Here is a 26,703-nt window from a genome sequence, read left to right on the forward strand (position 1 = left end):
GATTTCAACTGTCCACCAAGGCCCTTTCCATGACTCCTTCGTCTTCGGTCGACGAGCAAAGTTTTCGCAAGCTCCTGAGCCGCAACATCAGCCTGCCGCTGGGCATAGGCGCCCTCAGCGCGGTGTTTTTCATCATCCTTATCACGTATCTGCTGTCGGTGATCCAGTGGGTCGGCCATACCGACAGGGTGATCAATAACGCCAACGAAGCACTCAAGCTGAGCGTGGACCTGGAAACCGGCATGCGCGGCTACCTGTTAAGTGGGGACGAGCACTTCCTCGACCCCTACGAAGTGGCCAAGCCACGGATCGCCGTGGCGCTGGACACATTGCTGGAATTGACAGCCGATAACCCGGTCCAGACCGACCGCCTGCACAAGATTCAAGCCCTCCAGACGGAGTGGGCCAATTACGCCCAGAGCATGATCGACCTGCAACGCAGCAGCGGTGATTACCGGGGCGCGGTGAAGGCCGGACGCGGCAAGCGCCTGACCGACGAAATTCGCCAGTCCTTCGAAGAAGTCGTCGAGACCGAGCAGCAACTGCGCGCGGCGCGCAACGAGGAAGTGCGTACCACCACCGTCTGGAGCATTGCCCTTTATCTATTGTTCGTCGCCGCGGTCAGCGGGTTGCTGGCCTACGTCGGTCGCCGGGATCTGTTGAACCTGTCCGAAAGCTACAGCGCCAGCCTGAAAGTCCAGCAACGCAGCGCTTTGCACCTGGAGAAGCAGGCCTGGTTGCGTAACGGCCAGACGCTGCTGGCCGAGCAGGTCCTGGGGCAACTGTCGCTGAACCTGTTGGGTCGCAACATCCTTCAGTTCTGTGCGAAATACCTGGACGTCGCTGTCGCTGCGCTTTATGCGCGGGAAGAAAATGGTGTCCTCAAGCGCGTCGCCAGCTACGGCCTGTCCCGGGAGGATGAAGAACAACAACAGGTGATCGTCGCCGGTGAAGGCATCGCGGGTCAGGCCGTACAGCAGGGGCGGCTCATTCGTCTGGATGACGTGCCGAGCGATTACCTGAAAGTCAGCTCCGGATTGGGGCAAGGCCTGCCCAACAGCGTACTGGTGGTGCCCACCAGTGACGATGACCGGATCAACGGTGTCATCGAACTGGGTTTCCTGCGGCCATTGACCGAGCGTGACATCGAGCTGCTGGAGTTGATCGCCGGCAATATCGGCACCTCCATCGAAGCCGCCCGTTATCGCCAGCGCTTGCAGGAAGTGCTGGCCGAAACCCAACAGTTGAACGAAGAGCTGCAAGTCCAGCAGGAAGAGCTCAAGACTGCCAACGAAGAGCTGGAAGAGCAGTCGCGCATTCTCAAGGAATCCCAGGCCCACCTGGAAACCCAGCAGCAGGAGCTGGAGCAGACCAACGAACAACTGGCCGAGCAGCGCGACGCCATGGACCAGAAGAACAGCGAACTGAACCTGGCCCAGATCCAGTTGCAGGAGCGCGCCGAAGAGCTGCAGCGTTCAAGCAAGTACAAATCCGAGTTCCTGGCCAACATGTCCCACGAGCTGCGAACGCCGCTCAACAGCTCGCTGATCCTGTCCAAGCTGCTGGCGGAGAATCCGCAGCAAAACCTCAGCGAAGAGCAGGTCAAGTTTGCCGAGTCGATCTACTCCGCTGGCAACGACCTGTTGAACCTGATCAACGACATTCTCGACATTTCCAAGGTCGAGGCCGGAAAACTGGAAGTGCGTCCAGAAAACACCAGTGTGCAACGTCTGGTGGAAGGGCTGCGAGATATGTTCAAGCCGCTGGCGGCCGACAAGGGTTTGAGTTTCGAGGTCCAGGTGCTGCCCGACGCGCCGGCGGTGCTTTACACCGATCGCCAGCGCCTGGAACAGGTGATCAAGAACCTGTTGTCCAACGCCGTGAAGTTCACCGAGCGGGGCTCCGTCAGCCTGTCCGTGGCAGGCCAGCCGGGCTCGGGCATCGCGTTCATGGTGCGCGACTCCGGGATCGGCATCGCCGCCGATCAGCAACAAAGCATCTTCGAAGCGTTCCGTCAGGCCGATGGCACCACCAACCGTCGCTACGGTGGCACCGGCCTGGGATTGTCGATTTCCCGGGACCTGGCCACGTTGCTGGGCGGCTCGATCTCCGTTTCCAGCGAGCCAGGGCAGGGCAGTGTGTTTACGCTGGTATTGCCTGAGCGTTACGTCGAACCCGGGGATGCGCCGATAGAGCCGATGACGTTCACCCCGACGGCCACCGCGCCGGCTCCCGTAACCCCCAAAGCCGCGCCAGCGCCGCTGATCGCTGAGGTGGATATGCCGATTGCCCGATTCGCCGACGACCGCGACAGGGCGCCGTTCGACACCCGGTGCATCCTGGTGATCGAGGACGAGCCCAAGTTCGCCCGGATTCTGTTCGACCTGGCCCACGAGCTCGGTTACCAGTGCCTGGTGGCGCACGGTGCCGACGAAGGCTTCGACCTGGCGTTGCAACTGGCTCCCGACGCGATCCTGCTGGACATGCGCCTGCCGGACCATTCCGGGCTGACGGTGTTGCAGCGGCTCAAGGAGCAGGCCGAAACCCGGCACATTCCGGTGCACGTGATTTCCGTCGAAGACCGCGTTGAAGCCGCCATGCACATGGGCGCCGTCGGCTATGCCGTCAAGCCGACCACCCGCGAAGAACTCAAGGACGTGTTCGCCCGCCTGGAAGCCAAGCTGACCCAGAAGGTCAAGCGGGTGCTGCTGGTGGAAGATGACGACTTGCAACGTGACAGTATTACTCGCCTGATCGGCGACGATGACATCGAAATCACCGCCGTTGGCTTCGCCCAGCAAGCCCTGGACCTGCTGCGCACCAACGTCTACGACTGCATGATCATCGACCTCAAGTTGCCGGACATGCTTGGCAATGACCTGCTCAAGCGCATGTCCAGCGAAGACATCTGCTCCTTCCCGCCGGTGATCGTCTACACCGGGCGCAACCTGACACGGGACGAGGAAGCCGAGCTGCGCAAATATTCACGCTCGATCATCATCAAGGGCGCCCGTTCGCCAGAGCGCTTGCTGGACGAGGTGACACTCTTTCTGCACAAAGTCGAATCCCGGTTGTCCCATGAACGACAGCGGATGCTCAAGACCGCCCGCAGCCGCGACAAGGTGTTCGAAGGCCGCAAGGTGCTGCTGGTGGACGACGATGTGCGCAATATCTTTGCCCTGACCAGCGCCCTTGAGGCGAAGGGTGCGGTCGTTGTCATCGGCCGCAATGGCTTGGAGGCGATCGATCGCCTGAATGAATTCGACGACATCGACCTGGTGCTGATGGATGTGATGATGCCGGAAATGGACGGTTTTGAAGCCACCGCGCTGATCCGCAAGGATCCACGCTGGCGCAAGCTACCGATCATCGCCGTGACGGCCAAGGCCATGAAGGACGATCAGGAACGCTGCCTGGCGGCGGGTTCCAATGACTACCTGGCCAAGCCGATCGATCTGGATCGTCTGTTCTCGCTGATTCGCGTGTGGTTGCCGAATATGGAAAGAATTTAGTGGAACGTGACACTGACATTGAACTTCGTTTGTTGATCGAAGCGATCTACCTCAAGTACAGCTACGATTTTCGCGATTACTCCGGCGCCTCCATCAAGCGCCGGGTCCACCATGCATTGAGCCAGTTCGAGTGCAAGACCATTTCGGCCTTGCAGGAGCGCGTGCTGCATGACCCGGGTGCGTTCATGCAATTGCTGCAACTGCTGACGATCCCCGTCAGCGAGATGTTTCGCGATCCCTCGCATTTCCTGGCGATCCGCGAGGAAATCGTGCCGCTGCTCAGGACGTACCCTTCGATCAAGATCTGGATCGCCGGTTGCAGCACGGGGGAGGAGGTCTACTCCATGGCGATCCTGCTGCGCGAAGAAGGCCTGCTGGACCGCACGTTGATCTACGCCACCGATATCAACCCGCGCTCGCTGGAAAAAGCCAAGCAGGGGATTTTCTCCTTGGAAAACGTGCGCACCTATACCCAGAACTATCAGAACGCCGGAGGACGGCGCTCGTTTGCCGATTACTACACCGCCGCCTACGATTATGCGATGTTCGATAAAACCCTGTGCAAGAACGTGACCTTCGCTGATCACAGTCTGGCAACCGACAGTGTTTTTTCAGAAACTCAATTAATTTCATGTCGCAACGTATTGATATATTTCAATAAAAAACTGCAAGATCGTGCGTTTGGACTGTTCCATGAGTCCCTCTGTCACCGTGGTTTCCTGGTTTTGGGCAGTAAGGAGACACTGGATTTTTCGGCTTACGGTCATCGATTCGAGCCGTTGGTCAAACAGGAACGGATCTATCGCAAGTTATGAACCAGACGAAGGACAGATCCAACCCGCCCATCGAGGCCGTTGTCGTCGGTGCGTCGGCCGGCGGCGTCGAAGCGTTGCTCAAGGTGTTCGGACACCTGCGCAAAGGCTTTGGCCTGCCCATCCTGGTGGTATTGCATTTGCCGGATGAGCGCGACAGTCAACTGGCTCCTGTGTTCGGTCATCGTCTGGCGGTGCCGGTGGAGGAAGCTCGGGACAAGCAAGACATCGTGCCGGGCACCTTGTACGTCGCCACGCCCGGCTATCACTTGTCGGTCGAGGCTGATCGTAGCCTGTCGTTGAGTCTGGAGGAGCCAGTACACCATTCGCGGCCGTCCATCGATGTGCTGTTTGAATCGGCCGCCGATGTCTACGGCCAGAAATTGCTGGCCGTGGTGCTGACCGGTGCCAACAACGATGGCGCCCGGGGCTTGGCGAAGGTCAGTGCGCTGGGTGGGATCACCGTGGTGCAAGACCCCGCTGAAGCCCAGGTCTCGACCATGCCCGAAGCGGCGCTGGCCCTGCACGAGCCCGACCATATCCTTACTTTGCAAGGCATCGGCCAATTGCTGGCCGGGCTGGAATGAACCACATGCCAAGAGATATTCAAGCCAAACTGCTGATCGTCGACGATCTGCCTGAGAATCTGTTGGCCCTGGAAGCGTTGATCAGGGGGGACGACCGCGAGGTCTTCAAGGCCCTGTCGGCGGACGAAGCGCTATCCCTGCTGCTGCAACACGACTTTGCCTTGGCCATCATCGATGTGCAGATGCCTGAGATGAACGGTTTCGGGCTGGCCGAGCTGATGCGCGGCACGGAGAAGACCCGCAGCATCCCGATTATCTTCGTCAGCGCCGCCGGTCGTGAGCGCAACTATGCCTTCACCGGTTATGAAAACGGCGCGGTGGACTTCTTGCACAAGCCGCTGGACACCCAGGCGGTCAAGAGCAAGGTCAATGTGTTCGTCGAGTTGTATCGCCAGCGCAAGGCCATGAAGGAGCAAGTCGTGGCCCTTGAACAGAGTCGTCGCGAGCAGGAGGTCCTGTTGCAGCAACTGGAGGCCACCCGCGCCGAGCTGGAGCAGGCGGTTCGCATGCGTGACGACTTCATGTCCATCGTCGCCCATGAGGTGCGCACGCCCCTCAATGGGCTCATTCTCGAGACCCAGTTGCGCAAGATGCACCTGGCCCGGGACAACGCCGCGGCCTTCAGCCTGGACAAGGTGCGGGCGATGGTCGAACGCGACGAGCGCCAGATCAAGAGCCTGATCCGGCTGATCGAGGACATGCTGGATGTGTCGCGGATTCGTACCGGCAAGCTGTCGATCCGTCCGACCCGCTTCAACCTGACGGCATTGGTGGAAAACCTGCTGCGCAACTTCCAGCCGCAGATCGCCGTCGCCGAATGCTCGTTGACCTGCATGGCCGAGCCGGCGGTGGAGGGGCTTTGGGATGAGTTCCGTATCGAGCAGGTGGTGTCGAACCTGTTGACCAATGCGCTGCGCTACGGCGGCAAGAGCCCGATCGAAGTGCGCGTCTTCAAGACGCCCGAGCATGCCTGCATCGAGGTCCAGGACCACGGCATCGGCATCAGCGAGGAGAACCAGAAACGCATCTTCCAGCAGTTCGAGCGCGTATCGTCCAAGGCGGCTGCTTCAGGCTTGGGGTTGGGGCTGTTCATTTCCGAGCAGATTGTCTCGGCCCATGGCGGGACGATCACGGTCGACAGTCGCCTCAATGAAGGCGCGTTGTTCCGTGTTTGCCTGCCCTTGCAGAAAACTGTCTTGGACAAAACCGCCGAACAGACGCAACCTCTGAGAGACCCTAAGGTCGTATCAGCAGCTATTGATCGAACAAAGGCTTCTCATGAGTGAAGATGCGCAAGATGTTGTATTGATCGTCGAGGATGACCCGTCGATCCTGATGGTACTGTCGGCTTATCTGTCGGGCGAGGGGTACCGGGTGCTTCAGGCCGGAAACGGTGAGCAGGCGTTCGAGATCCTGGCGAGCAAGCCGCATCTGGACATGATGATTACCGACTTCCGCCTGCCGGGCGGTATCTCCGGGGTGCAGATCGCCGAGCCCGCAGTCAAGCTGCGACCCGAACTGAAGGTGATCTTCATCAGTGGCTATGCGCAGGAAGTGCGCGACACCGATAGCCCCATTACCCGCAAGGCGCCGATCCTGGATAAGCCGTTCGATCTGGATGAATTGCAGTGCATCATGCGCACAATGCTGTCCTGAATGGGTGAGGAATACTCATAAGCCCAACAGGACGCGTTGATCCTCCATAAGGTAACTGAACACCGCATCGGCGGAAGGGTTTTGTGGGAGTTCGAGCTTGATAATCGGCACGCCTCTCCCGCTTTGATTGAAATAGTCCATTTGATCCCGTTGCGCTCTGGCCAAGCCGTCGTTTGTATAGAAAAAGGCTTCGAGGGGAACAGGGGTAGGGTTGTCATGCTGGGGCCAGGTGGCGACTACTAATTCAATGTAGTCAAACGTTCCGGCAAAGAAGTTACCGAGGTTATGAGCCCGAATCGTTTCCTTAAATCCGCTAGTAGCCATTTCATTCATGTCATCGCTGACATCAAAGCCGCAGAGGTTCCAAGCATATTCCTGCCGGTTCGCTATCCATTGTTCTGCAGTTGTCACCCCAATGGTCTGGCAACGACGGCTTCGATCAAGTGCATACGGATGGGCGCCACACCCGGCCTGGTCCCTGTTATTGGTTGCACCGTCCGAAGGGTAGGCACAAAGCACTTCCACCTGAAACGTATCCGCCGGCCTGGTCAATACAGGGTAGAAAATAAATCCGCTGTTTTGCCCATAAACCAGCCCTGAGAACTTGGCGTCTTTCCTGAGGAAGGAAAACGCAACGCCGCCGCTGGTGCGTGAATAGGGGCTGGGGTTCCAGGTGAAATAGCCGTCACCGGGAATCGTCGAGCGCAACATCACACCGGTACACAGAAAACTGGGCATCGAAGGGCTGCCGCAGTCATCCCGGATATCGTTGTAGCGTTGAGTGAGTTCGGCTGCGATTTGTACACCGGAGCGCAGTCGCTCGAGGGAGAGTGCCTGCTGGCTTACGGTGGCTCCGGCCAATACAAGCATTACCCAGAGGATGAGAGTTTTCATGATGACCTCAATGCCGATTGATGCCCATGCGGTTAACACTGGACTGCGCATTGAGTTTCGGTCTGAAAAGTAGCCCTGAATAGCTGTCAAGTCTGACAGCTATTCAGGGCTATAACGGTACTTTATGCTCCGAGATTTCGTCATGCTCTTATCATCTCCCGCACCTTGGCCGTCAACAAATCAAACGTGAACGGCTTGGTGATCATCTGCATCCCCGGGTCAAGGAAACCGCCGCGTACCGCTGCATGTTCCGCATAGCCGGTAATGAACAGTACCCGCAGGTCCGGACGGATCTGCCGGCCGATTTCCGCCAGTTGCCGACCATTCATGCCGGGCAGGCCTACGTCGCTGATCAGCAGGTCGATGCGTTGGCTTGACTGGAGGATCGGTACGGCGCCATTGGCGTCGGCCGCTTCCACAAAGGCATAACCCAGTTCGCTCAACACCGCGCTCACCAGTACCCGCACCGCTGGATCGTCCTCGACGATCAGCACGGTTTCGCCGTCCTGCGCATGGGGCGCGTGCTGGGTGGTGACCTGGGGCTCGTGTATTTCTTCACCGCGAAAGCGCGGCAGGTAAAGGTTCACGGTGGTGCCCTTGTCGACTTCGCTGTCGATGGTCACATGGCCACGCGATTGCTTGCTGAAGCCATAGATCATCGACAGGCCCAGCCCGGTGCCCTGGCCGATCGGCTTTGTGGTGAAGAACGGGTCGAAAGCGCGATTGATGACCGCTTCGGGCATGCCGCAACCGCTGTCCTGCACACTCAGCACCACATAGTCGCCGGGCGCCAGGTTGGTGTAGGCATCGGTGAAGTCGGCGTCCAGGTGCCGATTGCTTGTCCGCACCACCAGGTTTCCGCCGTTGGGCATCGCATCCCGGGCGTTGAGCACCAGGTTGAGCAGGGCGCTCTCCAGTTGGTTGGGGTCGGCCTCGGCGACCCAGAGTTGTTCGTCCAGCTGCATGTCCAGGCGAATGCTCTCGTTGAGGCTGCGTTGCAGCAGCTCGCCCATGGACAGCACCAGCGTATTCATCTGGACGGCCTTGGAGTCCAGCGATTGCCGTCGGGAAAACGCCAGCAGGCGATGAGTCAGGCCGGCGGCGCGGTTGGCCGAGGTCACGCCCAGGTCGATCAGGCTGTCCAGGTCCTCGGTACGGCCCCGGGCCAGTCGACGACGCAGCAGTTCGAGGCTGCCGATGATTCCGGTGAGCATGTTGTTGAAGTCGTGGGCAATGCCGCCGGTCAACTGGCCGACCGCTTCCATTTTTTGCGACTGGCGCAGCGCTTCTTCGTTGTGGCGCAACTGGGCGGTACGCTCTTCTACCTGCTGCTCGAGGGTTTCAAGGGTCGTTTGCAGGCGCAGTTCGCTGTTGCTCAGGTCGATCAGGCGGTCGCGGGCATCGTACTGCCTTCGCCGCCCACGCAGGGCAGTGGTCACCAGGCTGATCAGGGTCACAGGGTGGAAGGGGCGTTCGAGGAAGGTGACGTTACCCAATTGCGCACCGATACGTGCCGCCGGATTCTGTTCCGGGCCGCCGTGATGGGTCAACAAGACAATGGGCAGGTCGGACCAGGCCGGCTGCTGCTCGATTTGCAGGAACAGTGTTTCCAGGTCTGGCCCCATCAACGCTTCCGAAGAGATCACCAACAGGCCCGCGCCGTCTTCCAGTTCTTGGCACAAATGGCCCAGATGACGGCAGATGAGGCCGGCAAACCCGGCTTCATTGAGGATCATCAAGGCGATCTGGCTGTCTCGTCCCAACGGCGCGAGGATCAGTGCCCGCTCCGACAGGGGCTCCGTCAACGTCACTGGAGATCATCCTTGAGCAGCGGATGGTCCGCTCCCATGTAGGTCGGTACGCCACGCAAGACACCCTGGAAGGCCTCCAGAGGTTCGCCAATGGTCATGCCCTGGCCGCCGATGCGGTATTCGCGGATGGTCGACTCGTGGCTGCCGGTGCGCTTCTTGATAATGGAAACCGCCCGGCGAACCTTGCCCAGTGCTTCGAAATAACGCAACAGAATCACCGTGTCGGCCAGGTAAGTGATGTCCACGGGCGCCTGCATGTCGCCGACCAGGCCGTGCTGGGCGACGGTCATGAAGGTCGCCGCGCCCTTGCGGTTGAGGTAGAGCAGCAATTCATGCATGTGCAGCACCAGGGCGTTCTCTTCCGGCATGGCCGCCTGATAGCCGTTGATGCTGTCGATGATCACGGTCTTGATCTCGCCCTCGTCGACACAACGGCGCACGCGGTGGGAGAACTCACCGGGGGACAACTCGGCGGCGTCCACTTGTTCGATCATCAGGTTGCCGGTTTTTTGCAGGGCATGCAGATCGATGCCGATGTTTTTCATGCGCTCGAACAACAAGCCCAGCTCTTCATCGAAGATGAACAGCGCGGCCTTCTCACCGCGATGCACGGCGGCTGCGGCAAAAATCAGTGCAATCAGTGACTTGCCGGTCCCCGCCGGGCCCAGGATCAAGGTGCTGGAGCCGGTCTCGATACCACCGCCCAGTAGCGCGTCCATCTCGCCGATGCCGCTGGAGAGTTGCTTGCGCTGGTATTGTCCGCGGTGTTCGGCGGCCACCAGGCGCGGGAAGACATGTACACCATCGCCCATGATGGTGAAGTCATGGTAACCGCCGCGGTACTTCTGCCCGCGATACTTGACCACCCGGACGCGCCGCCGCTCGGCGCCATAGTTGGGGGTCAGTTCTTCCAGGCGAATCACTCCGTGGGCGACGCTGTGTACGGTCTTGTCCAAGGATTCTGTGGTCAGGTCGTCGAGCAACAGGACCGTGGCGTCGTAGCGCACGAAGTAATGCTTGATTGCCAGGATCTGGCGACGATAGCGCAGCGAGCTTTGCGCCAGCAGGCGGATCTCCGACAGGCTGTCGAGCACGACCCGGGTCGGCTTGACCCGTTCGACCACTTCGAAAATCTGCCGCGTCGCTTCGCCCAGTTCCAGGTCCGAGGAGTACAGCAGGCTCTGCTGGTGCTCGGCATTGAGCAAGCTTTCAGGCGGGGTCAGCTCGAAAATATGAATGTTGTCGTCCAGGGTCCAGCCGTGGGAGGCGGCGCCCTGACGCAGTTCACGCTCGGTTTCCGAGAGCGTGATGTACAACGAGCGCTCGCCAGCCTTGGCGCCGGCCAACAGAAAATGCAGCGCGACCGTGGTCTTACCAGTCCCCGGTTCCCCCTCAAGCAGGAACACATGGCCGCGGGACAAACCACCGGAAAGGACATTGTCCAGTCCTTCGATACCGGTGGCAGCTTTTGCACTGATCAACCCGTTAGATGTAGACAAAAATAGCCCTCTCATGACTAGGGAAGTGGGCAGCAGGCGGGGTAACGCCTGAAATGAACTGCCTGAATACTTGACCTTTGGCGGTGATGGCGGTTCCGCTTACATCTACAAAACGCGGTGTAGTGCACAACTTTTTTAGGCACTGTCGAGCGAAGCGACGCGGCGATCTTTACCAAGCCAATTGAGTCACAAGCGAACGCTCAACCCATCAAGATCAAAAGCGGCAGCTCCTACAGACCCTGTTGCAGTGCCGGGTCATCGGGGTTCAGTTGTTCAAGTTGCGCCAACAGGATTTGAACGTTCTGCAACTGACCGGTTTCCTTCCAATAGTTGATCAGCAACACCCGGGCCTTGCGGTCGGCGGGGTAGCGCTGGACGATTTCCTGCAGCTGTTTCTGCGCGGCTTCCACTTCCTGCTCGGCATGCAGGGTAGTTGCCAGGTCATAGCGGTAATGCCGGTTCTCGGGCTCCAGTTCCACGGCTTTGGCCAGGCCGAGCACCGCATACTCGCTCTGGCCATGTTGCAGCAGCCACATGCCCAGCGCATGTTGCAGATAAGCCGAGGCTGGCTGGGTTTGCAACTGTCGGGCGAGCAATTGTCGTGCGGCTTCGCCCTGGCCTTGTTTGTCCAGCACTTCGATCTGCATGACCAACGCCGGGAGATTGTCCGGTTGCAGGCGCAAGGCCTGCTCAAGGGCCAGTTGGGCTTTCTTCAATTCGGCATTGTGCAGGTGCAGCCGGGCGAGCTGGTAGTGGGACTCCGCGGTTTTCGGACCGTCCTCGAGCACCTGCTCCCAGGTGTCGATGGCGATCTGCATCGCACCGAAATACAAGCCGAGGTCATCCGGCGACAGGCCCAGCAGCGCATTCACGGCCGCGAACCGGACGTTCGGGTCGTCATCATCCAGAAGCGGGCCGAGCAACAGGCTGCGCTGCCCCGTCGGCACCAGCCCGACCACGCTGCCGATGGCGGCCCGACGCACGTCCGGTGATTCGCTGTGCAGGTCCGCGTCCGCCAGTTTCAGGGCTTGCGGGCTGGGGTAGTTGGGCAGTTCTGCGTGCAGCCACACACGGCGCTTGGGCGAGAGGTCCGGACGCCCCAGTTGCTGGTAAAGCATCCGCGCCGCCCCCGGCTGGCCGTTGCGGGCGTTTTCCAAGGCTTCGCTGTAGCCACGCTTGATCGCTTCGGGGATTTGCGGGGTGGTGCTGCGCAGCCACACCGCGACAAGACCGATCAACAACAGTACACAGAGGCTGAGGAGCAGATAGCGGCGGCGAGGCGAGGGCATGCAGGGAATCCATTACCAGAAGCGTGAAATGTCGCAAGCTTCGGTCAGGTGGGGGCCTGAGTCAAACCTTGTGACACATCTCACGCGCCCTGGGTAAAGCTTGCCCAAGTCAATGTGGGAGCAAGGCTTGCCCGCGATGAGGGTGGCACATTTAGCATCAGCGCAACTGACCCGTCGCTATCGCGAGCAAGCTTTGCTCCCACAGGGCTCTCCCACAGGAGGAGGTGGAGGTCAGCGGCAAGCGAAAAAAAAGCCCCGCGTCCATGAGACGCGGGGCAAAAATTTGGCTGGTTGCGGCCAACCAAAGGAGCTCGGTTGAGCAGGACAGTGTCAGTTGCTGGCGACGGTTTCCGGTTTCCAGCCGCCACCCAAGGCCTTGTAGATCGCGACGATGCCGCGGTACAGGTCCACTTCGGCCTGGGCCTGGGTGTCTTCGGCGGCCAGGCGTTCACGTTGGGCGTCGAGCAGCACGAGGAAGTCCACGGTGCCTTCGCGGTAGCGAATCTCGGCCAGGTCGGCGGCGGCGCGGCTCGATTCACTTTGACGGATCAGCGAAATCAGCCGTTGCTGGCGCTTGCCGTAGTCGCTGAAGGCGTTTTCCGATTCTTCCAGGGCCAGCAGCACTTGCTGTTCGTAGGTCGCCAGGGCGCCATCGGCTTCGGCGTCGGCACCGCGCAGGCGAGCTCGCACACTGCCCAGGTCGAAAGCCGCCCAGGTAATGCTCGGGCCTAGCGCCCAGGCGTTGGCGGCCGAGGAGCCAATTTGCGAACCGCGTCCAGCCGTGAAACCGAGGAAACCGCTCAGGCTGACCCGTGGGAACAAGTCGGCCTTGGCCACGCCGATGCGCGCCGTGGCGGCGGCCAGTTGGCGTTCGGCACTGAGAATGTCCGGGCGCCGTTGCAGCAGTTCACCCGGATCGCCGATGGGCAGGGCTTTGGCGATGGCCGGCAACTGTTTCGGGCTCAGATCCACGCTGAGTTTGTCCGGGCGTTCACCCAGCAGCGTGGCGATGCGATTGCGTTGGCGCACCTGTTCGGCCTGCAGTTGCGGCACGCTGGCTTCAACCGAGGCCAGGCGCGCATCGGCACGGACCACGTCGAGCTGGTCACCGACGCCGGCATCGCGCAGGCTTTCAGTGATCTTGCGCGAATCCTGCTGGTTCTTGAGGTTCGCCAGGGCGATCTTTTCCCGCAGTTGCGCGCCGCGCAATTGACCGTAGGCGTCCACCAGTTCGGCGATCATCGTCACCTGCAACTGATAGAGGTCGGCTTCGACGGCCTGCTGATCGGCATTGGTGGCTTCCAGGTTACGCCGGATGCGTCCGAACAGATCCAGCTCCCAGGCCATGTCCAGGCCCAGGTCATAACGCTCGGTGTTGACCCGGTCGGTGGTCTGCCCTGGAATCTGGCCTTTGCCCAGGTCGCTGCTCGCACGGCTGGTGATGGTCGGCATGACGTCATTGCTGGCGTCATCGCGAATCGCCCGGGCGGCCCGCAAGCGGGCGAAGGCCACGCGCAACTCGCGGTTGCCTTCCAGGGAACGGGTCACCAACGCATTGAGGGTCGGGTCGTCGAACTGCTGCCACCAGACACCTTCGAAACGGGCGCGGTCGAAATTCTTCTGGCCGGCGGCGCCGTCGGTGGCGGTGGTGATAGTCGCCGCCTCCGTTTGTGGTGCCTTGTAGTCCGGGCCCACGGCGCAGGCACTCAGTGCCAACACCAGCAAGCTCGGCATGAACGCTTTCAAACTCATTGTTGCGCCTCCAGTTTCAAAGCCCGGGCCGCCTTGCGGGCCTCGCTGCGCTCGACGAAGTTGCGAATCAGTACATAGAACACGGGGGTGAGCAGCAGGCCGAAGAAGGTCACGCCGAGCATCCCGGAGAACACCGCCACACCCATGGCATGACGCATTTCCGCACCTGCGCCGCTGGAGAACACCAGGGGCACCACGCCCATGATGAAGGCGAAGGAGGTCATCAGGATCGGCCGCAGACGCAGGCGGCACGCTTCGAGGACCGCCGCCAGCGGGCTCATGCCTTCAAGCTGTTTATCCTTGGCGAACTCGACGATCAGAATCGCGTTCTTGCAGGCAAGCCCCACTAGTACGATCAAGCCGATCTGGGTAAAGATGTTGTTGTCGCCACCGGAGAGAATCACCCCGGTAATCGCCGACAGCAGGGTCATCGGTACGATCAGGATCACCGCCAATGGCAGGCTCCAGCTTTCGTATTGTGCCGCGAGCACCAGGAACGCCAGCAATACGCAGAGCGGGAACACGAACAGCGCGGTGTTGCCCGAGAGGATCTGCTGGTACGTCAGGTCGGTCCACTCGTACGTCATGCCGTTGGGCAGTTCGTCCTTGAGCAGTTTCTCGATGGCCTTTTCAGCCTGGCCGGAGCTGTAGCCCGGGGCGGCAGCGCCATTGATTTCAGCGGTGATGAAGCCGTTGTAGTGCATCACGCGATCGGGGCCCGAGGTGTCGCTGACCTTGATGAAGGTCGCCAGCGGGATCATCTCGCCACGGTTGTTGCGCACCTTGAGCTGGCCGATCTGGTCCGACTCGAGGCGGAACTGTTGCTCGGCCTGGACGTTGACCTGGTAGGTGCGCCCGAAGCGGTTGAAGTCGTTGGCATACAGCGAGCCCAGGTAGATCTGCAGGGTGTCGAAGATGTCGCTGACGGCCACGCCGTGGGTCTTGGCTTTTTCACGGTCGATGGCGGCATCGACCTGGGGCACGTTCACGGTGTAGCTGGTGAACAACCCGGCCAGTTCCGGCACGCTGTGGCTCTTGGTAATGATGTTCATGGTTTCTTTGTACAGCTCGTCGTAGCCCAGGTTGCCCCGGTCCTCGATTTGCAGGCGGAAACCACCGATCGTGCCCAGGCCCTGTACCGGCGGCGGCGGGAAGATCGCCATGTAGGCTTCCTGGATTTCCGAGTACTGGCCGTTCAAGGCACCGGCGATGGCGCCGGCCGACATGCTCGGATCCTTGCGCTCGTCGAAGGGCTTGAGGGTCACGAACACGATGCCGGCGTTCGGGCTGTTGGTGAAACCGTTGATGGACAGGCCCGGGAACGCCACCGCGCTTTCAACACCCGGTTGCTTGAGGGCCAGGTCGGACATGCGCTTGATCACGTCTTCGGTACGATCCAGGCTCGCGGCATCCGGCAGTTGGGCGAAAGCCACCAGGTATTGCTTGTCCTGGCCGGGAACGAAACCGGTCGGCGTGTTGGAGAAACCGAAGAAGGTCAACACCATCAAGCCTGCGTAAACAATCAGGGCAATCCCGCTGCTGCGGATCACGCGGCCCACGGTGCCCACGTAGCTGTGGCTGGCGCGGTCGAAGAAACGGTTGAACGGACGGAACAGCCAGCCACCGAAAATCTTGTCCAGGAACCGCGAGAAACGGTCCTTGGGCGCGTCATGGCTCTTGAGCAACACCGCCGCCAGGGCCGGCGACAGGGTCAGGGAGTTGAAGGCCGAGATCACCGTCGAGATGGCAATGGTCAAGGCGAACTGCTTATAGAACTGTCCGGTCAAGCCACTGATGAAGGCCGCGGGCACGAACACCGCACACAGCACCAGCGCCGTGGCGATGATCGGTCCGGTCACTTCGCCCATGGCGCGTTTGGTGGCTTCCACCGGTGTGAGTCCCAGGCCAATGTTTCGCTCGACGTTCTCCACCACCACGATGGCGTCGTCCACCACGATACCGATCGCCAGGACCAGGCCGAACAGCGACAGGGCGTTCAACGAGAAGCCGAACAGGTGCATCACCGCGAACGTACCGATCAGCGAAACCGGCACCGCCACCAACGGAATGATCGAGGCGCGCCAGGTCTGCAGGAACAGGATCACGACCAGCACCACGAGAATCAGGGCTTCGAACAGGGTGTGGACCACCGCTTCGATGGAGCCCCGGACGAAGATCGTCGGGTCATAAACGATGCTGTAGTCCATCCCGGCCGGGAAGCCTTTCTTCAGCTCGTCCATCTTCTCGCGAACGTCGTTGGAGATCTGGATGGCGTTGGAGCCTGGGCGCTGGAAGATCGGGATCGCCACCGCCGGCTGGTTGTCCAGCAGTGAGCGCAGGGCATATTGGCTGGAGCCCAACTCCACCCGGGCGATGTCTTTCAGGCGAGTGATCTCACCGTTGGCACCGGAACGGATGATGATGTTCTCGAACTCTTCCTCATTCACCAGGCGACCCTGGGTGTTGATCGAGAGCTGGAAGGCCTGGGCGTTCGGCGCCGGCGGCGCACCCAGGGCACCGGCGGCGACCTGGCGGTTCTGTTCACGGATCGCGGTGACCACGTCGGTGGCAGTCAGGTTGCGCGAAGCGGTCTTGTTCGGGTCCAGCCAGACCCGCAGGGAGTAGTCGCCCATGCCGAACAGTTGCACGTCACCCACGCCGCCCAGGCGCGCCAGCTCATCCTTGATGTTGAGCAGGGCGTAGTTGGACAGGTAGAGCATGTCGTAGCGTTTGTCCGGCGAGGTCAAGTGCACGACCATGGTCAGGTCGGGCGATGCCTTGTCCACCGTGATGCCGATCCGGGTCACTTCTTCCGGCAGCTTGGGCTCGGTCCGGGTGACGCGGTTCTGCACCTGCACCTGGGCGTTGTCCAGGTCGGTGCCCAGTGCGAAGGTGATGGTCAGGGTGATCTTGCCGTCAGCGGTGGACTGCGAGGACATGTACAGCATGTTCTCGACGCCAGTGATGGCTTGTTCCAGGGGCGCGGCCACGGTTTCGCCGATGACCTTGGGGTTGGCGCCCGGGAAGTTGGCGCGTACGACCACGGTCGGCGGCACGACTTCCGGGTATTCGCTGATCGGTAGCTGGAACAGCGAGATGGCACCGGCGATCAGGATCAGCAGCGAAAGCACCGCTGCGAAGATCGGCCGCGAAATGAAGAACTGGGAAAATTTCATCTTGGATTCAGTCCCTTAACCGCGTGGGGTCGCAGCGGCCAGTTTGCCTGCCGAGCTTGACGCAGCCTTGGATGGCGCGACTTGGGGCAGGTTGCTGGCTTCGAGCGCTTTACGTTGTTGTGCCAGGGCGGCAATGGTTTCGTCGCTGGCCATCGGCACGGTTTCAGGCGTGACCGGTGCGCCCGGACGAGCCCGTTGCAGCCCCTTGACGATGATGGTGTCGTCCTTGCTCAGGCCGCTGCGCACGATGCGCAGCCCTTCGATCTTCGGCCCAAGCTCGACGGCGCGGTAGGCCGGCTTGTTGTCGGCGTCCATCACCAGCACGAACTTCTTGCCCAGGTCGGTGCCCACGGCTTCGTCGTTGATCAGCACGGCGGCGTAGGTGCCGCTGCCCACCAGCTTCAGGCGGGCGTACAGCCCAGGGGTGTAGGCGCCATCCTTGTTGTCGAACACGGCGCGACCACGGATGGTGCCGGTTTGCGGGTTGACCTGGTTGTCGACGAAGTTCATCTGGCCCAGGTGCGGATTGCCGTCCTCGTTGGACAGGCCCATGTAGACCGGCGTGGCCTGGCCGCGCTGGCCCTGGCGGGCGAGTTGGGTGTACTTGAGGAAGACACGCTCGTCGGCGTCGAAGTAGGCGTAGACCTTGTCGGTGGACACGACGCTGGTCAGCGGCGTGACATCGGCGGTCACCAGGTTGCCGGCGGTGATGGCCGCCCGGCTGACGCGACCACTGATGGGCGAGGTGACACGGGTGAAGCTCAGGTTCAGCTTGGCCAGATCCAACTGCGCCTGGATGGCCGCGGCGGCGGCACGGGCCTCCTGGGCGGCGCTGGTGCGCGAATCCGCCAGCTCGGCGGAAATGGCGTTGCTCAAGCGCAGGCGTTCACCACGCTGGGCTTCGTTCTCGCTGCGGGTGGCGGTGGCGCGGGCTTGGGCCAGTTGGGCTTCGAGACGACGGACTTCAGCCTGGAAGGGGCGTGGGTCGATCTGGAACAACAGGTCGCCTTTCTTGACCAGCGCGCCTTCGGTGAAGGCCACTTCGTCGATCTGCCCGGAAACCCGCGGGCGGATCTCGACGGTTTCTGGCGCCTCGAGGCGGCCGGTGAACTCATCCCATTCGTTGACAGGCTGCTCCAACACCTTGGCCACACTGACTTTGGCCGGCGGCATGGACGCTGCCGTGTCAGGAGTCTTGCCGCAGGCGCTCATCACCAGCACCGCCAGCAGCGCGAGGGGAAAACGCAGTTTTGAAAGTGAATGTTCCATGGATAGCATCCGCCAATGTATTGAGAATGGGCGGATGATGCGTGGCGCAAGAGACAGGAACGAATCGAATGAAGCAAAGGTAACTATCATTCAGAATGATATAAGCGATCGATGAGGGCTCTAGTCCGGGCAATAATGCTCACTTTGGAGCATCGATGACCCTGTGGCGAGGGAGCTTGAGCGCAAAGCGCTCACAAAGAAGGACTGCTACGCAGCCCAGCGGGAGCAAGCTTGCTCGCCACAATGACCCCGCCAGTCTTGGGTGAGTGCTTGGATTGAGTGAGGGTCTTGATTCTTTTCCATCAAATGTATTGATGGTTGCGTTCTATTGCGGCAAATAAAGGTCATGGACCCGCTTGACGGTCCCATCCGCCCGAAGCGCTTCAACCGCTTCGCGCAAATGCTCGACCATTTTTGGCGAGCATTGCTTTGAACAGGCCAGGTAAAGGTCGGCGCTGCTGCCAACCGTGCTCATGAGCAGCTTGCGCTTGGACACCTTGGGCCAGATGTATCGACTTTCCGGCACGCCGTTGAACCAGGCATCGATACGCCCCATCAACAGCATCTGGGCGGGGTTGTCACCGATGGCCAGTGGATAGATCTGCTCATCGCTGAACCCTTCGCTGCGCAGGATATCTTCCTGTGCACTGCCCAGGCCGACACCGATCTTGCGGTAGGTTTCTTTCGCTTGGGTAAAGCTGCTCACCCGCCGTTCGAGGCTGAAAAAGGCTCGCTCCATGGGCATGATCGAGGCGATCCAGGTGAAGCGATCCTCACGAGAGGGGATGCGCGAGAGGGGGGTGATCAAGTGGTCATGTTCTTCACTGACGTGTTTCTGTGCCCGGGCCCAGGGAAGCACATGGATTTTTACGGTGTATCCGGCCTTGGTCATGGCCGCCACGGCGACATCGCCCACGATTCCGTGGCCCCTGGGGTCGTTGACGAATGTCAGCGGCGGTGCGTCGAGAATGTGCAGTTCAATTTCCAAGGGTTCAGCGCCCGTGTTGTGCACAACGAGCAGCGGTATCAATAGACAAAGCCTGGATAGCGCCTTAGTGGGAACATTCAACACGCGTTTGCTCGGGCTCATGATCGATACTTCAGGCATTGGGACAGTGGGGCGCATTCTACGGGGCGGCGCCGGGAACAGCGTGCTGCAGGCCGATTTTATGTGATGCAGCGCACCTAAAGCGGGGGCGCCACAGTCGTTTTATCTGGACACGCCAACCTGTTGCCTTGGCCTGACTGCGTGTACCTGAAGGTATAGATCATCCCACCGACAAAAGCCTTGAGTCTTGCAAGTTGATGCTGGATTACGGCGGTCAATTTCAACGATGGTCAACGCTTGGTTGTGGTAAAGAAGGCAGGGGCCAACGCTGCGAACTATGGGGTTGGCCCACCGTTGACCCGAGCGTGCTCCGCAATCAACTGCACCAGGATCCCCGCCGGTTCGGCAACGCTCTGTCGAGTCCGATGGACGAGGCCGACCTCACGGTGGAAGGTATGCTCCGCGAGGTCGAGCGCGCGAACCCCCGTCGGCCATTGGTGATGGGTTGCGGTTTGCGGCACCAGGGCCACACCCACGCCGTTTTCAACCAGCTTGATGATGGCCTCCAATTCATCCAGCTCGCTGACTTCATGCAAGGCAAAGTGCATCTTGCGCAGGAAGCGATCCACCTGCCGACCACCGAACGAGGCGCGGTCATAACGAATGAAGGGTTGGCTACCAAGCAGTTTGGCCCAGTCTTCGCCCGGTAGCGCGCTCGGCACGATCAGTCGATACGGCTCGAGTGCCAGGGTCATCCAGCACAAATCGTTTTGCAGCGAGAAAGGCGGGCGGATGATGGCGGCCATGTCGATTTCACCGGCATCCACCAGGTTGATCAACTCCATCGACACGCCAGGCAGCACCCGCGTGCGGCACTGCGGACACTGTTGGTGAAACCGGGCGAGGGCGTCAGGCAGGTAAGAGCGTTGCACCGAAGCGATGGCGCCAATGTTCACCAGAACGTTGGGGGCAAGTCCGGCTGGGCTTGCGCCAAGATTGTCGTAGAGGCGTAGCAACTCTTGCGCCTGCAAGAGTATTTGGTGACCCATTCGGTTGAGGTGGGCCGAGCGTCCTTTGCGGTCGAAGATCTCGAAGCCAAGTTCGGCCTCCAGGCGCTGGATCTGCGCGCTGACAGCTGCCTGGGTGAGGCCGATTTTATGCCCGGCGGCAGCGAAAGTACCTTCCCGGGCCACGACGATAAGGGTCTTGAGTTCTTTGATCATTCACAAATATTAATTGTGCTCATGAGAAATATATATTGATTTTATTGCTGCGAGCCCGGCCTTACGATGACCCGGTCCTTACAAAAGCAACAGGAGCCGTGATGAGCCTTTCTCCCTTCCACCTTGCAATCCCTGTTTACGACCTTCCAGGCGCCCGGGCCTTTTACGGCGAAGTCTTTGGATTGCAGGAGGGCCGCTCCAGTGCCCAGTGGGTCGACTTCAACTTCTATGGTCATCAGTTGGTCATCCATGAACAGCCAAAGACCGCTGCCCAAGAGAGCGTGCACAGCAACCCGGTAGATGGGCACGACGTGCCTGTTCCTCACTTCGGCATCATTTTGGGCTGGCAGGAATGGGAGGCGCTGGCCGAACGGCTGAAATCCTTTGGTACCGAGTTCGTCATCGAGCCGTACATACGTTTCAAAGGGCAGGTGGGGGAGCAGGCCACGATGTTTCTGTTCGATCCCTGCGGTAATGCCCTCGAATTCAAGGCGTTCAAGGATATGAGCCAGCTCTTCGCTAAATAAAAGGAAGGGTATACCGGTGGCTTGGTAGCGCTCAGGTTGTGACGCTATCACAGAGCGGTCACAAGTTGTCAACTATCCTCAGGATGCGTAAGCTGCCTCCATGAACCAGCCATCCTTACCTTCGCCCAGTACCCGCGGCCCAGCCGATCATGACATTCGCAACCAGATTGTCGCGGCGGCCAACGAGCATTTCAGTCAATACGGTTATGGCAAGACCACGGTCTCCGACCTGGCCAAGGCCATCGGGTTTTCCAAGGCCTACATCTACAAGTTCTTCGACTCCAAGCAGGCGATCGGCGAGGCCATCTGCAGTCAGTGCCTGGCCGAAATCGTCGCGGCGGTGGAACAGGCCATCAGCGAAGACGGCCTTTCAGCGACGGAGCGCTTTCGCCGCCTGGTCAAGGCCCTGATCACCACGGGCGTGAACCTGTTTTTCAATGACCGCAAGCTCTATGACATTGCGGCATTTTCCGCGTCGGAGCGTTGGCCCAGTTCGCAGGTCTATAACGAGCGGATCAAGAGCTTCGTACTGCAGATCGTGCGTGAAGGGCGGGAACTTGGGGAGTTCGAACGCAAGACACCATTGGACGAAACCGTCGACGCGATCCATCTGGCGCTGCGGCCGTTCGTCAATCCCCTGTTGTTGCAGTACAACCTCGATTACGTCGAGGAGGCTCCCACGCTCACCTGCAATCTCATCTTGCGTAGCCTCATGCCTTAAGCTTGCTCACCGACTCACATTTCTATTCTTGCGGCCTGATGGCCGCTTTTATTTATCTGGATTGTGACTGTTGACATAAATGGTCACATGAATAAGCATGGCGCATCTGCTCTTAGCCTGGGGCGTCGGTATGACGAGCTTTGCCAAATTGCTGCAGCAATTCGATCCGGACGCAGCCTTTGTGGCTCCGCCCAACTGGCTGCAGGGTCGTACCATGTTTGGTGGCTTGTCAGCGGCTCTGTCGCTGCAGGCGGTCTTGCGGGAACGTCCGGCGGATTTCCCTCCGTTCAAGTCCGCGCAGGTGTCGTTCATCGCGCCGGTGACGCAGGCCCAGACTTTCGCAGTAAGCGTGTTGCGCCAAGGACGCTCAGTCACTTCGGTATCCGTCGACTGCCTGTCAGGCGATGATCTTGCCTTGCGCTCGGTTCTGCTGTTCGCCCAGCCACGGGCGAGCAGGATTACTCATGACGCCTGGGGCCGGCCGTTTGTGGAGGGACCGTCCCGCTACGCCACCCTGGCGCTGGACAGCAAGATTGCTCCGGCTTGCGCCTATAACTTCGAGATGCGTCCTGCAGGCGGTTCGCTGCCGGTGTCCGGTGCTGACAGTCCTGAACTATTGATGTGGGTACGTCATCTGGATGCCCAGGGCGTAGACCCGGCAGTTGCCTTGATCGCGCTGGCTGACAGTTTGCCGCCGGCCGCGATGACCTGCTTTACCGAACCCGCTGCCATCAGCTCCGCGTCCTGGATGATTGACCTGCCGCAGCCAGCCGTTGCCGGTGAATGGTTTCTTGTCAGCTCTTTCAGTCAGCAGGCGCTGGAAGGGTACTCGCTACAGGACATGGAAATATGGGACGAAAGCGGCCGCCGCGTGCTTTGGGCGCGTCAGACGGTGGCCATTTTTACCTAGCACAAACAAGCCTTATCCAGACAGCCGTTCCCAGAGTCCCAATAATGAAAAAAATAATGCTAAAGGCCCCCGTGGGGCTCGCCGTTGCGTTCGCCACTTCTCATGTGTTCGCGAGCGGTTTTGCCCTCAATGAACAGAGCGTCAGCGGGATGGGGTCCGGGTTTGCCGGTCGCTCATCGTCGGCCGAGGACGCAAGTACCGTCTTCGGTAACCCCGCGGGTATGTCTCGCCTGAAATCAGAACAGGTCAGCCTGGGGGCAGCGACGCTTTTCGCGAAGAATGACATCAGCCAGACCCGCAGTACCTTTGGCGGCCAGGAAGACGGCGACGTCGTGCCCACGACTACGGTGCCCATGGGTTACTACGTCAAGCCCATCGATGAACATTGGGCGTTCGGCGTGGGTTTCTATGTGCCGTTCGGTCTGATTACCGATTACGGCAGCGACTTTGCCGGGCGCTACTACGGCAACAAAAGCGAGGTCACGACACTCACGTTCCAGCCCACTATCAGTTACGCCTTCAATGACCGGATTTCGATCGGGTTCGGCCCGACGATCAACCGTATCAGTGGCGAGATAACAGGCACCGTGCCCAACCCACTGAGCCCGGGCCGCAATGACGGAAAACTCAAAAGCAACGGCGACGACACCGCGCTCGGTTTCAATGCCGGTGTCCTGGTGCAGGCGACGGATCGAACCCGTGTGGGATTGACCTACCATTCCAAGGTCAGTTACCACTTGGATGCCAAGACCAAGGTCAGCAATGGCATCTTCAGCGTGATAGGGCTCAGCGGTCGTAGCTATGACGCTTCGCTGGATGTGGACACCCCGGAGTCCGTGGACCTCTCGGTCACTCACCAGCTTGACGATGATTGGACCTTGTATGCGGGCAGTACCTGGACACGCTGGAGTCGCTTCAAGGAGTTGACCATCGAGAACAGCGGCTTGCCGCCTTTATTGAGCGGCTCGCTGGGCACCATTACCGAAGAGCAGAACTGGCACGATACGTGGGCTCACGCGATTGGTACGTCGTATCAGTTGAATAATCAGTGGGTGCTGCGCGCAGGCTTCTCGGTCGACCAGTCGCCCGCCAACAACAGCAACCGTGGGCCACGTATTCCTACCGGCGACCGAAAAATTGTCAGCTTCGGTGCCGGCTGGACGCCAATGGACGATGTCACGATCGATGTTGCTTATTCTTATCTGTGGGAAGAGAGCGTACGGGTCAACGAAACCTCGCCGGCCAGAGGTGCCTACAGCGCTAAGTACAAGAACAGCGCGAGCGGTTTTGGTACTTCAGTCAGTTATCGCTTCTGATCGATTGTCGCTCTAAAGGTCGGGAGAAGGGTAATGCTGTCACTTAAGGATGTGGAACGTTAGTTTCGACCAATTGGATTGGGTACATATCCGTTACCGCAGCAACGGATATGTACCCAATCCAACCCCAAAAAAAGCAGCGCCCCCCTCGGAAATGCGGCCCTGACGTTTCCAGGGTAAAGTAGTTTCTCCGCCCGCTCAGACACCCATGATGCGTGCCATCAGGCCCTGGTGAAACCAGCGCGGCGTGGCCCAGGTCAAGACGGTGATTGCCTTGTTGCCAAGCCCCGGAACGACGCTTATGCGTCCGGCTTGCAGCGCGCGGATGCCTGCGCGCACAACAGGCTGGGGGTGCATCATCACCCTTTTCAAAACCGGTGTGATTTTTTGTCTGGCGCTTTCTGCAAATCCGGTGTCCGACATGCCCGGGCAAAGGGCTGTCACGGCGATGCCATCGCTTTTGAGTTCGCGATGAAGCGCTTCAGAGAAGCGCAGCACGTAGGCTTTTGCGGCAGAGTAAACGGCGAAGTTCTTTACGCCCTGAAAGGACAACAGGCTCGCGACCATAAGGATGTGTCCACGTTGCCGGATTCGCATGTCAGCTGCGAAGAGGTGGGTCAGGGCTGTCACGCTGGCAATGTCCACGGCGATCATCGCCAGCGAGTGGTCCAGGGACTGAGCCAGGAAAGGCCCCTGTAAGCCATGGCCTGCATTGTTGATGAGCACATCGATCACGATATTGCGCTCTTTCAGTCGCGCATGCAGTTCGATGATCGCGGGGATCGAGGACAGGTCTACTTGTTCGACGAGCACATCAACGTGGAAACGTTCGCGCAACTGCGCTGACAATGCTTCGAGCCTATCCAATCGGCGCGCCACCAGGACGAGTGATTTTCCCTGTGCTGCGTATTGCCGCGCAAACTCTTCGCCAAATCCGCTTGAGGCGCCGGTGATGAGCACCCAAGAGCGTTCGTTAGGTTTCATATCGTTGGTCTCGGGTTAGTCAACCTGAAAGAGAGGGGAGCAACGTTGCGTTTGGTCTAGTCAGCGAGTCGCCACCGACTGGGGCTCGGAAGGTTGCCAGCCACCGCCCAGCGCCCTGAATGCCGCCACTGCCGCCCGTGCCGATTCCGTGCGTGCTTGCGCCCGGGCATCGGAGACTTGCAACAGGGTCGCGTCGGCATTCAAAACATCGATCAGGCTGGCTGCGCCTTTCTGATAGCCAATGAATGACGATTGGCGAGCTTGGGCCAACGACGTTTCGCCCTGGGTGAGGGTGCTCGCCTGGGATTCTCGATTCACCAGCGCGGAAAACGCGTTCTCGACGTCCTCGGTGGCGCGCAGCACGGACTGGCGGTAAGCCGCCAGCGCTTCGGCTTCCTTGCCCTTGGCCTGGTCGATTTGCGCGTTGATGCGGCCAAAGTCGAAGAGTCTCCAACGCAAGCCCAGCGCGCCCGCTGCCTGGCTGGCATCACCGGTGAAAAGGTTGCCGGCGGAAACCGCCGTGGCACTGCCCAGCAACGCGCTGAGGGAAAATTTCGGGTAGTACTCGGCGACGGCCTCGCCGATACGCGCATTGGAGGCAACGAGACGGCGCTCGGCGACGATCAGGTCTGGTCGGCGGCGCAGCAGATCGGCGGGGGTTCCCATGGCGGTTATCTGGGGCGCCAGAGGAACGCCGTGTCCATTTTTCAGTTGACTGCGATGAGTGCCGGGCGCCGTGCCAAGCATGACATCCAGGGCATTCATGGCCGCATCCAGGCCGGTCTGCAGCACGGGCACCGTCGCCTGGACCTGCGAGAGGGTGCCCTCGACCTGATGAACCTGATAGTTGGCGGCGAGGCCCTTGCTGTAGAGCAACTGGACTTTTTCCAACAGATCCTGCTGTGTCCTGACTTGTCGGTTGGCAATGTCCAACCGCGCCTGCAATCCACGGGCAGTGATGTAGAGGTCGGCGGTCTGCGCAGCGACGGCCAGGCGTGTGGCCGCGACACCGGCCTCGCTGGCCTGGTACTCAGCCAATGCCGCTTCGCGTCCGCGGCGCATGCCGCCAAAGAGGTCCAGCTCCCAACTGGCGCCCAGGTTGAGTTCGTAGGCGCTACCGTAGCGGTCGTACCCAGGCGTCGAGTCCAGCACCTGGCCAAGGGGCGTTTCCACGGATTGGTAGGCACGCGCAGCCTGGCCGTTGATGTTTGCGGAAGGCAACAACGCGGCACTGGCGGCACCCAGGCCAGCCCGTGCCTGGGTGACGCGAGCCGATGCCTGCGCCAAGTCCAGATTTTGCTCAAGTGCCTTGGCAATCAGCTCGCTGAGCACTGGATCGGCAAACCCTTCCCACCACATGGCGAGGTTGGCTGATGTCGCGACGGACCTCTGTTCGACAGACGTCTGGCCCAGGTAACGATGGGTGAGCGCGATGTCCGGACGATGGTAATCCGGACCGACCGTACAGCCTGCCATCAAGCTGAGGCTCACCAACCAGATAGCGGGGCGTAGGGGCGACATTGGGACTCCTGGAGTCATGTTGGGGTTGTGACCATATTATATTGTAGTCACTATCTGTCAATGGTCGTTCACCAGGTGAAGCTGTAGGCGAGGTTAAGAGATAGGGGCAGATGGTCTTGATGTAAGGCATGAGTTGTTTTGTGACCATTGACAGTAATGGTCACGAGACTGAAAATGCGGCTTCTGTCCTCATCTG

The 26,703-nt window shown here is 60.1% G+C and carries 20 protein-coding genes; 9 read left to right on the forward strand and 11 right to left on the reverse strand.

Annotated elements, in window-relative coordinates; genetic code table 11:
- Nucleotides 1-29: 29 nt before the first annotated feature.
- Genes AC3A5O_RS00100 through AC3A5O_RS00120 form a run of 5 tightly spaced genes read left to right on the forward strand, consistent with a single transcriptional unit; the run spans nt 30 to nt 6,567 of the window.
- Complete coding sequence (locus AC3A5O_RS00100; RefSeq protein ID WP_305467127.1) at nt 30-3,512, forward strand: response regulator; 3,483 nt, start codon at nt 30-32, stop codon at nt 3,510-3,512.
- Entirely contained in the window at nt 3,512-4,327 is an 816-nt protein-coding gene (locus tag AC3A5O_RS00105; protein WP_305467126.1) for a CheR family methyltransferase, read from the forward strand. The genes AC3A5O_RS00100 and AC3A5O_RS00105 overlap by 1 nt, the downstream gene beginning before the upstream one ends.
- Entirely contained in the window at nt 4,324-4,911 is a 588-nt protein-coding gene (locus tag AC3A5O_RS00110; RefSeq protein ID WP_354336952.1) for a chemotaxis protein CheB, read from the forward strand. The genes AC3A5O_RS00105 and AC3A5O_RS00110 overlap by 4 nt, the downstream gene beginning before the upstream one ends.
- 5 nt (nt 4,912-4,916) lie before the next feature.
- Nucleotides 4,917-6,197 (forward strand): hybrid sensor histidine kinase/response regulator, encoded by a 1,281-nt coding sequence (locus tag AC3A5O_RS00115; protein WP_354336950.1) that lies wholly within the window; start codon nt 4,917-4,919, stop codon nt 6,195-6,197.
- On the forward strand, nt 6,190-6,567 hold the full coding sequence (locus AC3A5O_RS00120; protein WP_305467122.1) for a response regulator: 378 nt from the start codon (nt 6,190-6,192) through the stop codon (nt 6,565-6,567). The genes AC3A5O_RS00115 and AC3A5O_RS00120 overlap by 8 nt, the downstream gene beginning before the upstream one ends.
- Before the next feature lie 15 nt (nt 6,568-6,582).
- On the opposite strand, the gene AC3A5O_RS00125 is transcribed toward AC3A5O_RS00120, so the two are convergent.
- The 9 genes from AC3A5O_RS00125 to AC3A5O_RS00165 all read right to left on the reverse strand — a co-directional run bounded on the left by AC3A5O_RS00125 (nt 6,583) and on the right by AC3A5O_RS00165 (nt 20,528).
- Complete coding sequence (locus AC3A5O_RS00125) at nt 6,583-7,461, reverse strand: halovibrin HvnA (RefSeq protein WP_305467121.1); 879 nt, start codon at nt 7,459-7,461, stop codon at nt 6,583-6,585.
- Nucleotides 7,462-7,601: 140 nt separating this feature from the next.
- Nucleotides 7,602-9,272, reverse strand: coding sequence for an ATP-binding protein (locus AC3A5O_RS00130; protein ID WP_305467120.1), 1,671 nt, complete (start codon nt 9,270-9,272; stop codon nt 7,602-7,604).
- Nucleotides 9,269-10,771 carry an ATPase domain-containing protein gene (locus tag AC3A5O_RS00135; protein ID WP_305467119.1) on the reverse strand — a complete coding sequence of 501 codons (1,503 nt, stop codon included), beginning with the start codon at nt 10,769-10,771 and terminating at the stop codon, nt 9,269-9,271. Before AC3A5O_RS00135 ends, AC3A5O_RS00130 begins: the two co-directional genes overlap by 4 nt.
- Before the next feature lie 230 nt (nt 10,772-11,001).
- Nucleotides 11,002-12,060, reverse strand: a complete 1,059-nt coding sequence (locus AC3A5O_RS00140; RefSeq protein ID WP_122567357.1) for a tetratricopeptide repeat protein — start codon at nt 12,058-12,060, stop codon at nt 11,002-11,004.
- 330 nt (nt 12,061-12,390) lie between these two features.
- Nucleotides 12,391-13,812 (reverse strand): efflux transporter outer membrane subunit, encoded by a 1,422-nt coding sequence (locus AC3A5O_RS00145; protein WP_305467118.1) that lies wholly within the window; start codon nt 13,810-13,812, stop codon nt 12,391-12,393.
- Entirely contained in the window at nt 13,809-16,988 is a 3,180-nt protein-coding gene (locus tag AC3A5O_RS00150) for an efflux RND transporter permease subunit (RefSeq protein WP_122567359.1), read from the reverse strand. Before AC3A5O_RS00150 ends, AC3A5O_RS00145 begins: the two co-directional genes overlap by 4 nt.
- 15 nt (nt 16,989-17,003) lie before the next feature.
- Complete coding sequence (gene mexE / locus AC3A5O_RS00155) at nt 17,004-18,257, reverse strand: multidrug efflux RND transporter periplasmic adaptor subunit MexE (protein ID WP_122567360.1); 1,254 nt, start codon at nt 18,255-18,257, stop codon at nt 17,004-17,006.
- Between the two features lie 325 nt (nt 18,258-18,582).
- Nucleotides 18,583-19,347, reverse strand: a complete 765-nt coding sequence (locus tag AC3A5O_RS00160) for a substrate-binding periplasmic protein (protein ID WP_122567361.1) — start codon at nt 19,345-19,347, stop codon at nt 18,583-18,585.
- Nucleotides 19,348-19,640: 293 nt separating this feature from the next.
- Entirely contained in the window at nt 19,641-20,528 is an 888-nt protein-coding gene (locus tag AC3A5O_RS00165) for a LysR family transcriptional regulator (protein WP_487752702.1), read from the reverse strand.
- Nucleotides 20,529-20,629: 101 nt separating this feature from the next.
- Between AC3A5O_RS00165 and AC3A5O_RS00170 the strand changes: the two genes are divergently transcribed.
- The 4 genes from AC3A5O_RS00170 (at nt 20,630) to AC3A5O_RS00185 (ending at nt 24,002) form a co-directional block, all read left to right on the forward strand.
- On the forward strand, nt 20,630-21,055 hold the full coding sequence (locus AC3A5O_RS00170; RefSeq protein ID WP_305467113.1) for a VOC family protein: 426 nt from the start codon (nt 20,630-20,632) through the stop codon (nt 21,053-21,055).
- Nucleotides 21,056-21,155: 100 nt separating this feature from the next.
- Complete coding sequence (locus AC3A5O_RS00175) at nt 21,156-21,776, forward strand: TetR/AcrR family transcriptional regulator (RefSeq protein WP_122567364.1); 621 nt, start codon at nt 21,156-21,158, stop codon at nt 21,774-21,776.
- 97 nt (nt 21,777-21,873) lie between these two features.
- Nucleotides 21,874-22,686 carry a thioesterase family protein gene (locus AC3A5O_RS00180; RefSeq protein ID WP_487752703.1) on the forward strand — a complete coding sequence of 271 codons (813 nt, stop codon included), beginning with the start codon at nt 21,874-21,876 and terminating at the stop codon, nt 22,684-22,686.
- A gap of 44 nt (nt 22,687-22,730) precedes the next feature.
- Nucleotides 22,731-24,002 (forward strand): OmpP1/FadL family transporter, encoded by a 1,272-nt coding sequence (locus AC3A5O_RS00185; protein ID WP_305481637.1) that lies wholly within the window; start codon nt 22,731-22,733, stop codon nt 24,000-24,002.
- Nucleotides 24,003-24,200: 198 nt separating this feature from the next.
- On the opposite strand, the gene AC3A5O_RS00190 is transcribed toward AC3A5O_RS00185, so the two are convergent.
- Entirely contained in the window at nt 24,201-24,986 is a 786-nt protein-coding gene (locus AC3A5O_RS00190; protein ID WP_487752704.1) for an SDR family NAD(P)-dependent oxidoreductase, read from the reverse strand.
- Between the two features lie 60 nt (nt 24,987-25,046).
- Nucleotides 25,047-26,507 (reverse strand): efflux transporter outer membrane subunit, encoded by a 1,461-nt coding sequence (locus AC3A5O_RS00195; protein ID WP_487752705.1) that lies wholly within the window; start codon nt 26,505-26,507, stop codon nt 25,047-25,049.
- Nucleotides 26,508-26,703 lie beyond the last annotated feature (196 nt).

The organism is Pseudomonas sp. Soil_N_39 (assembly GCF_057655955.1).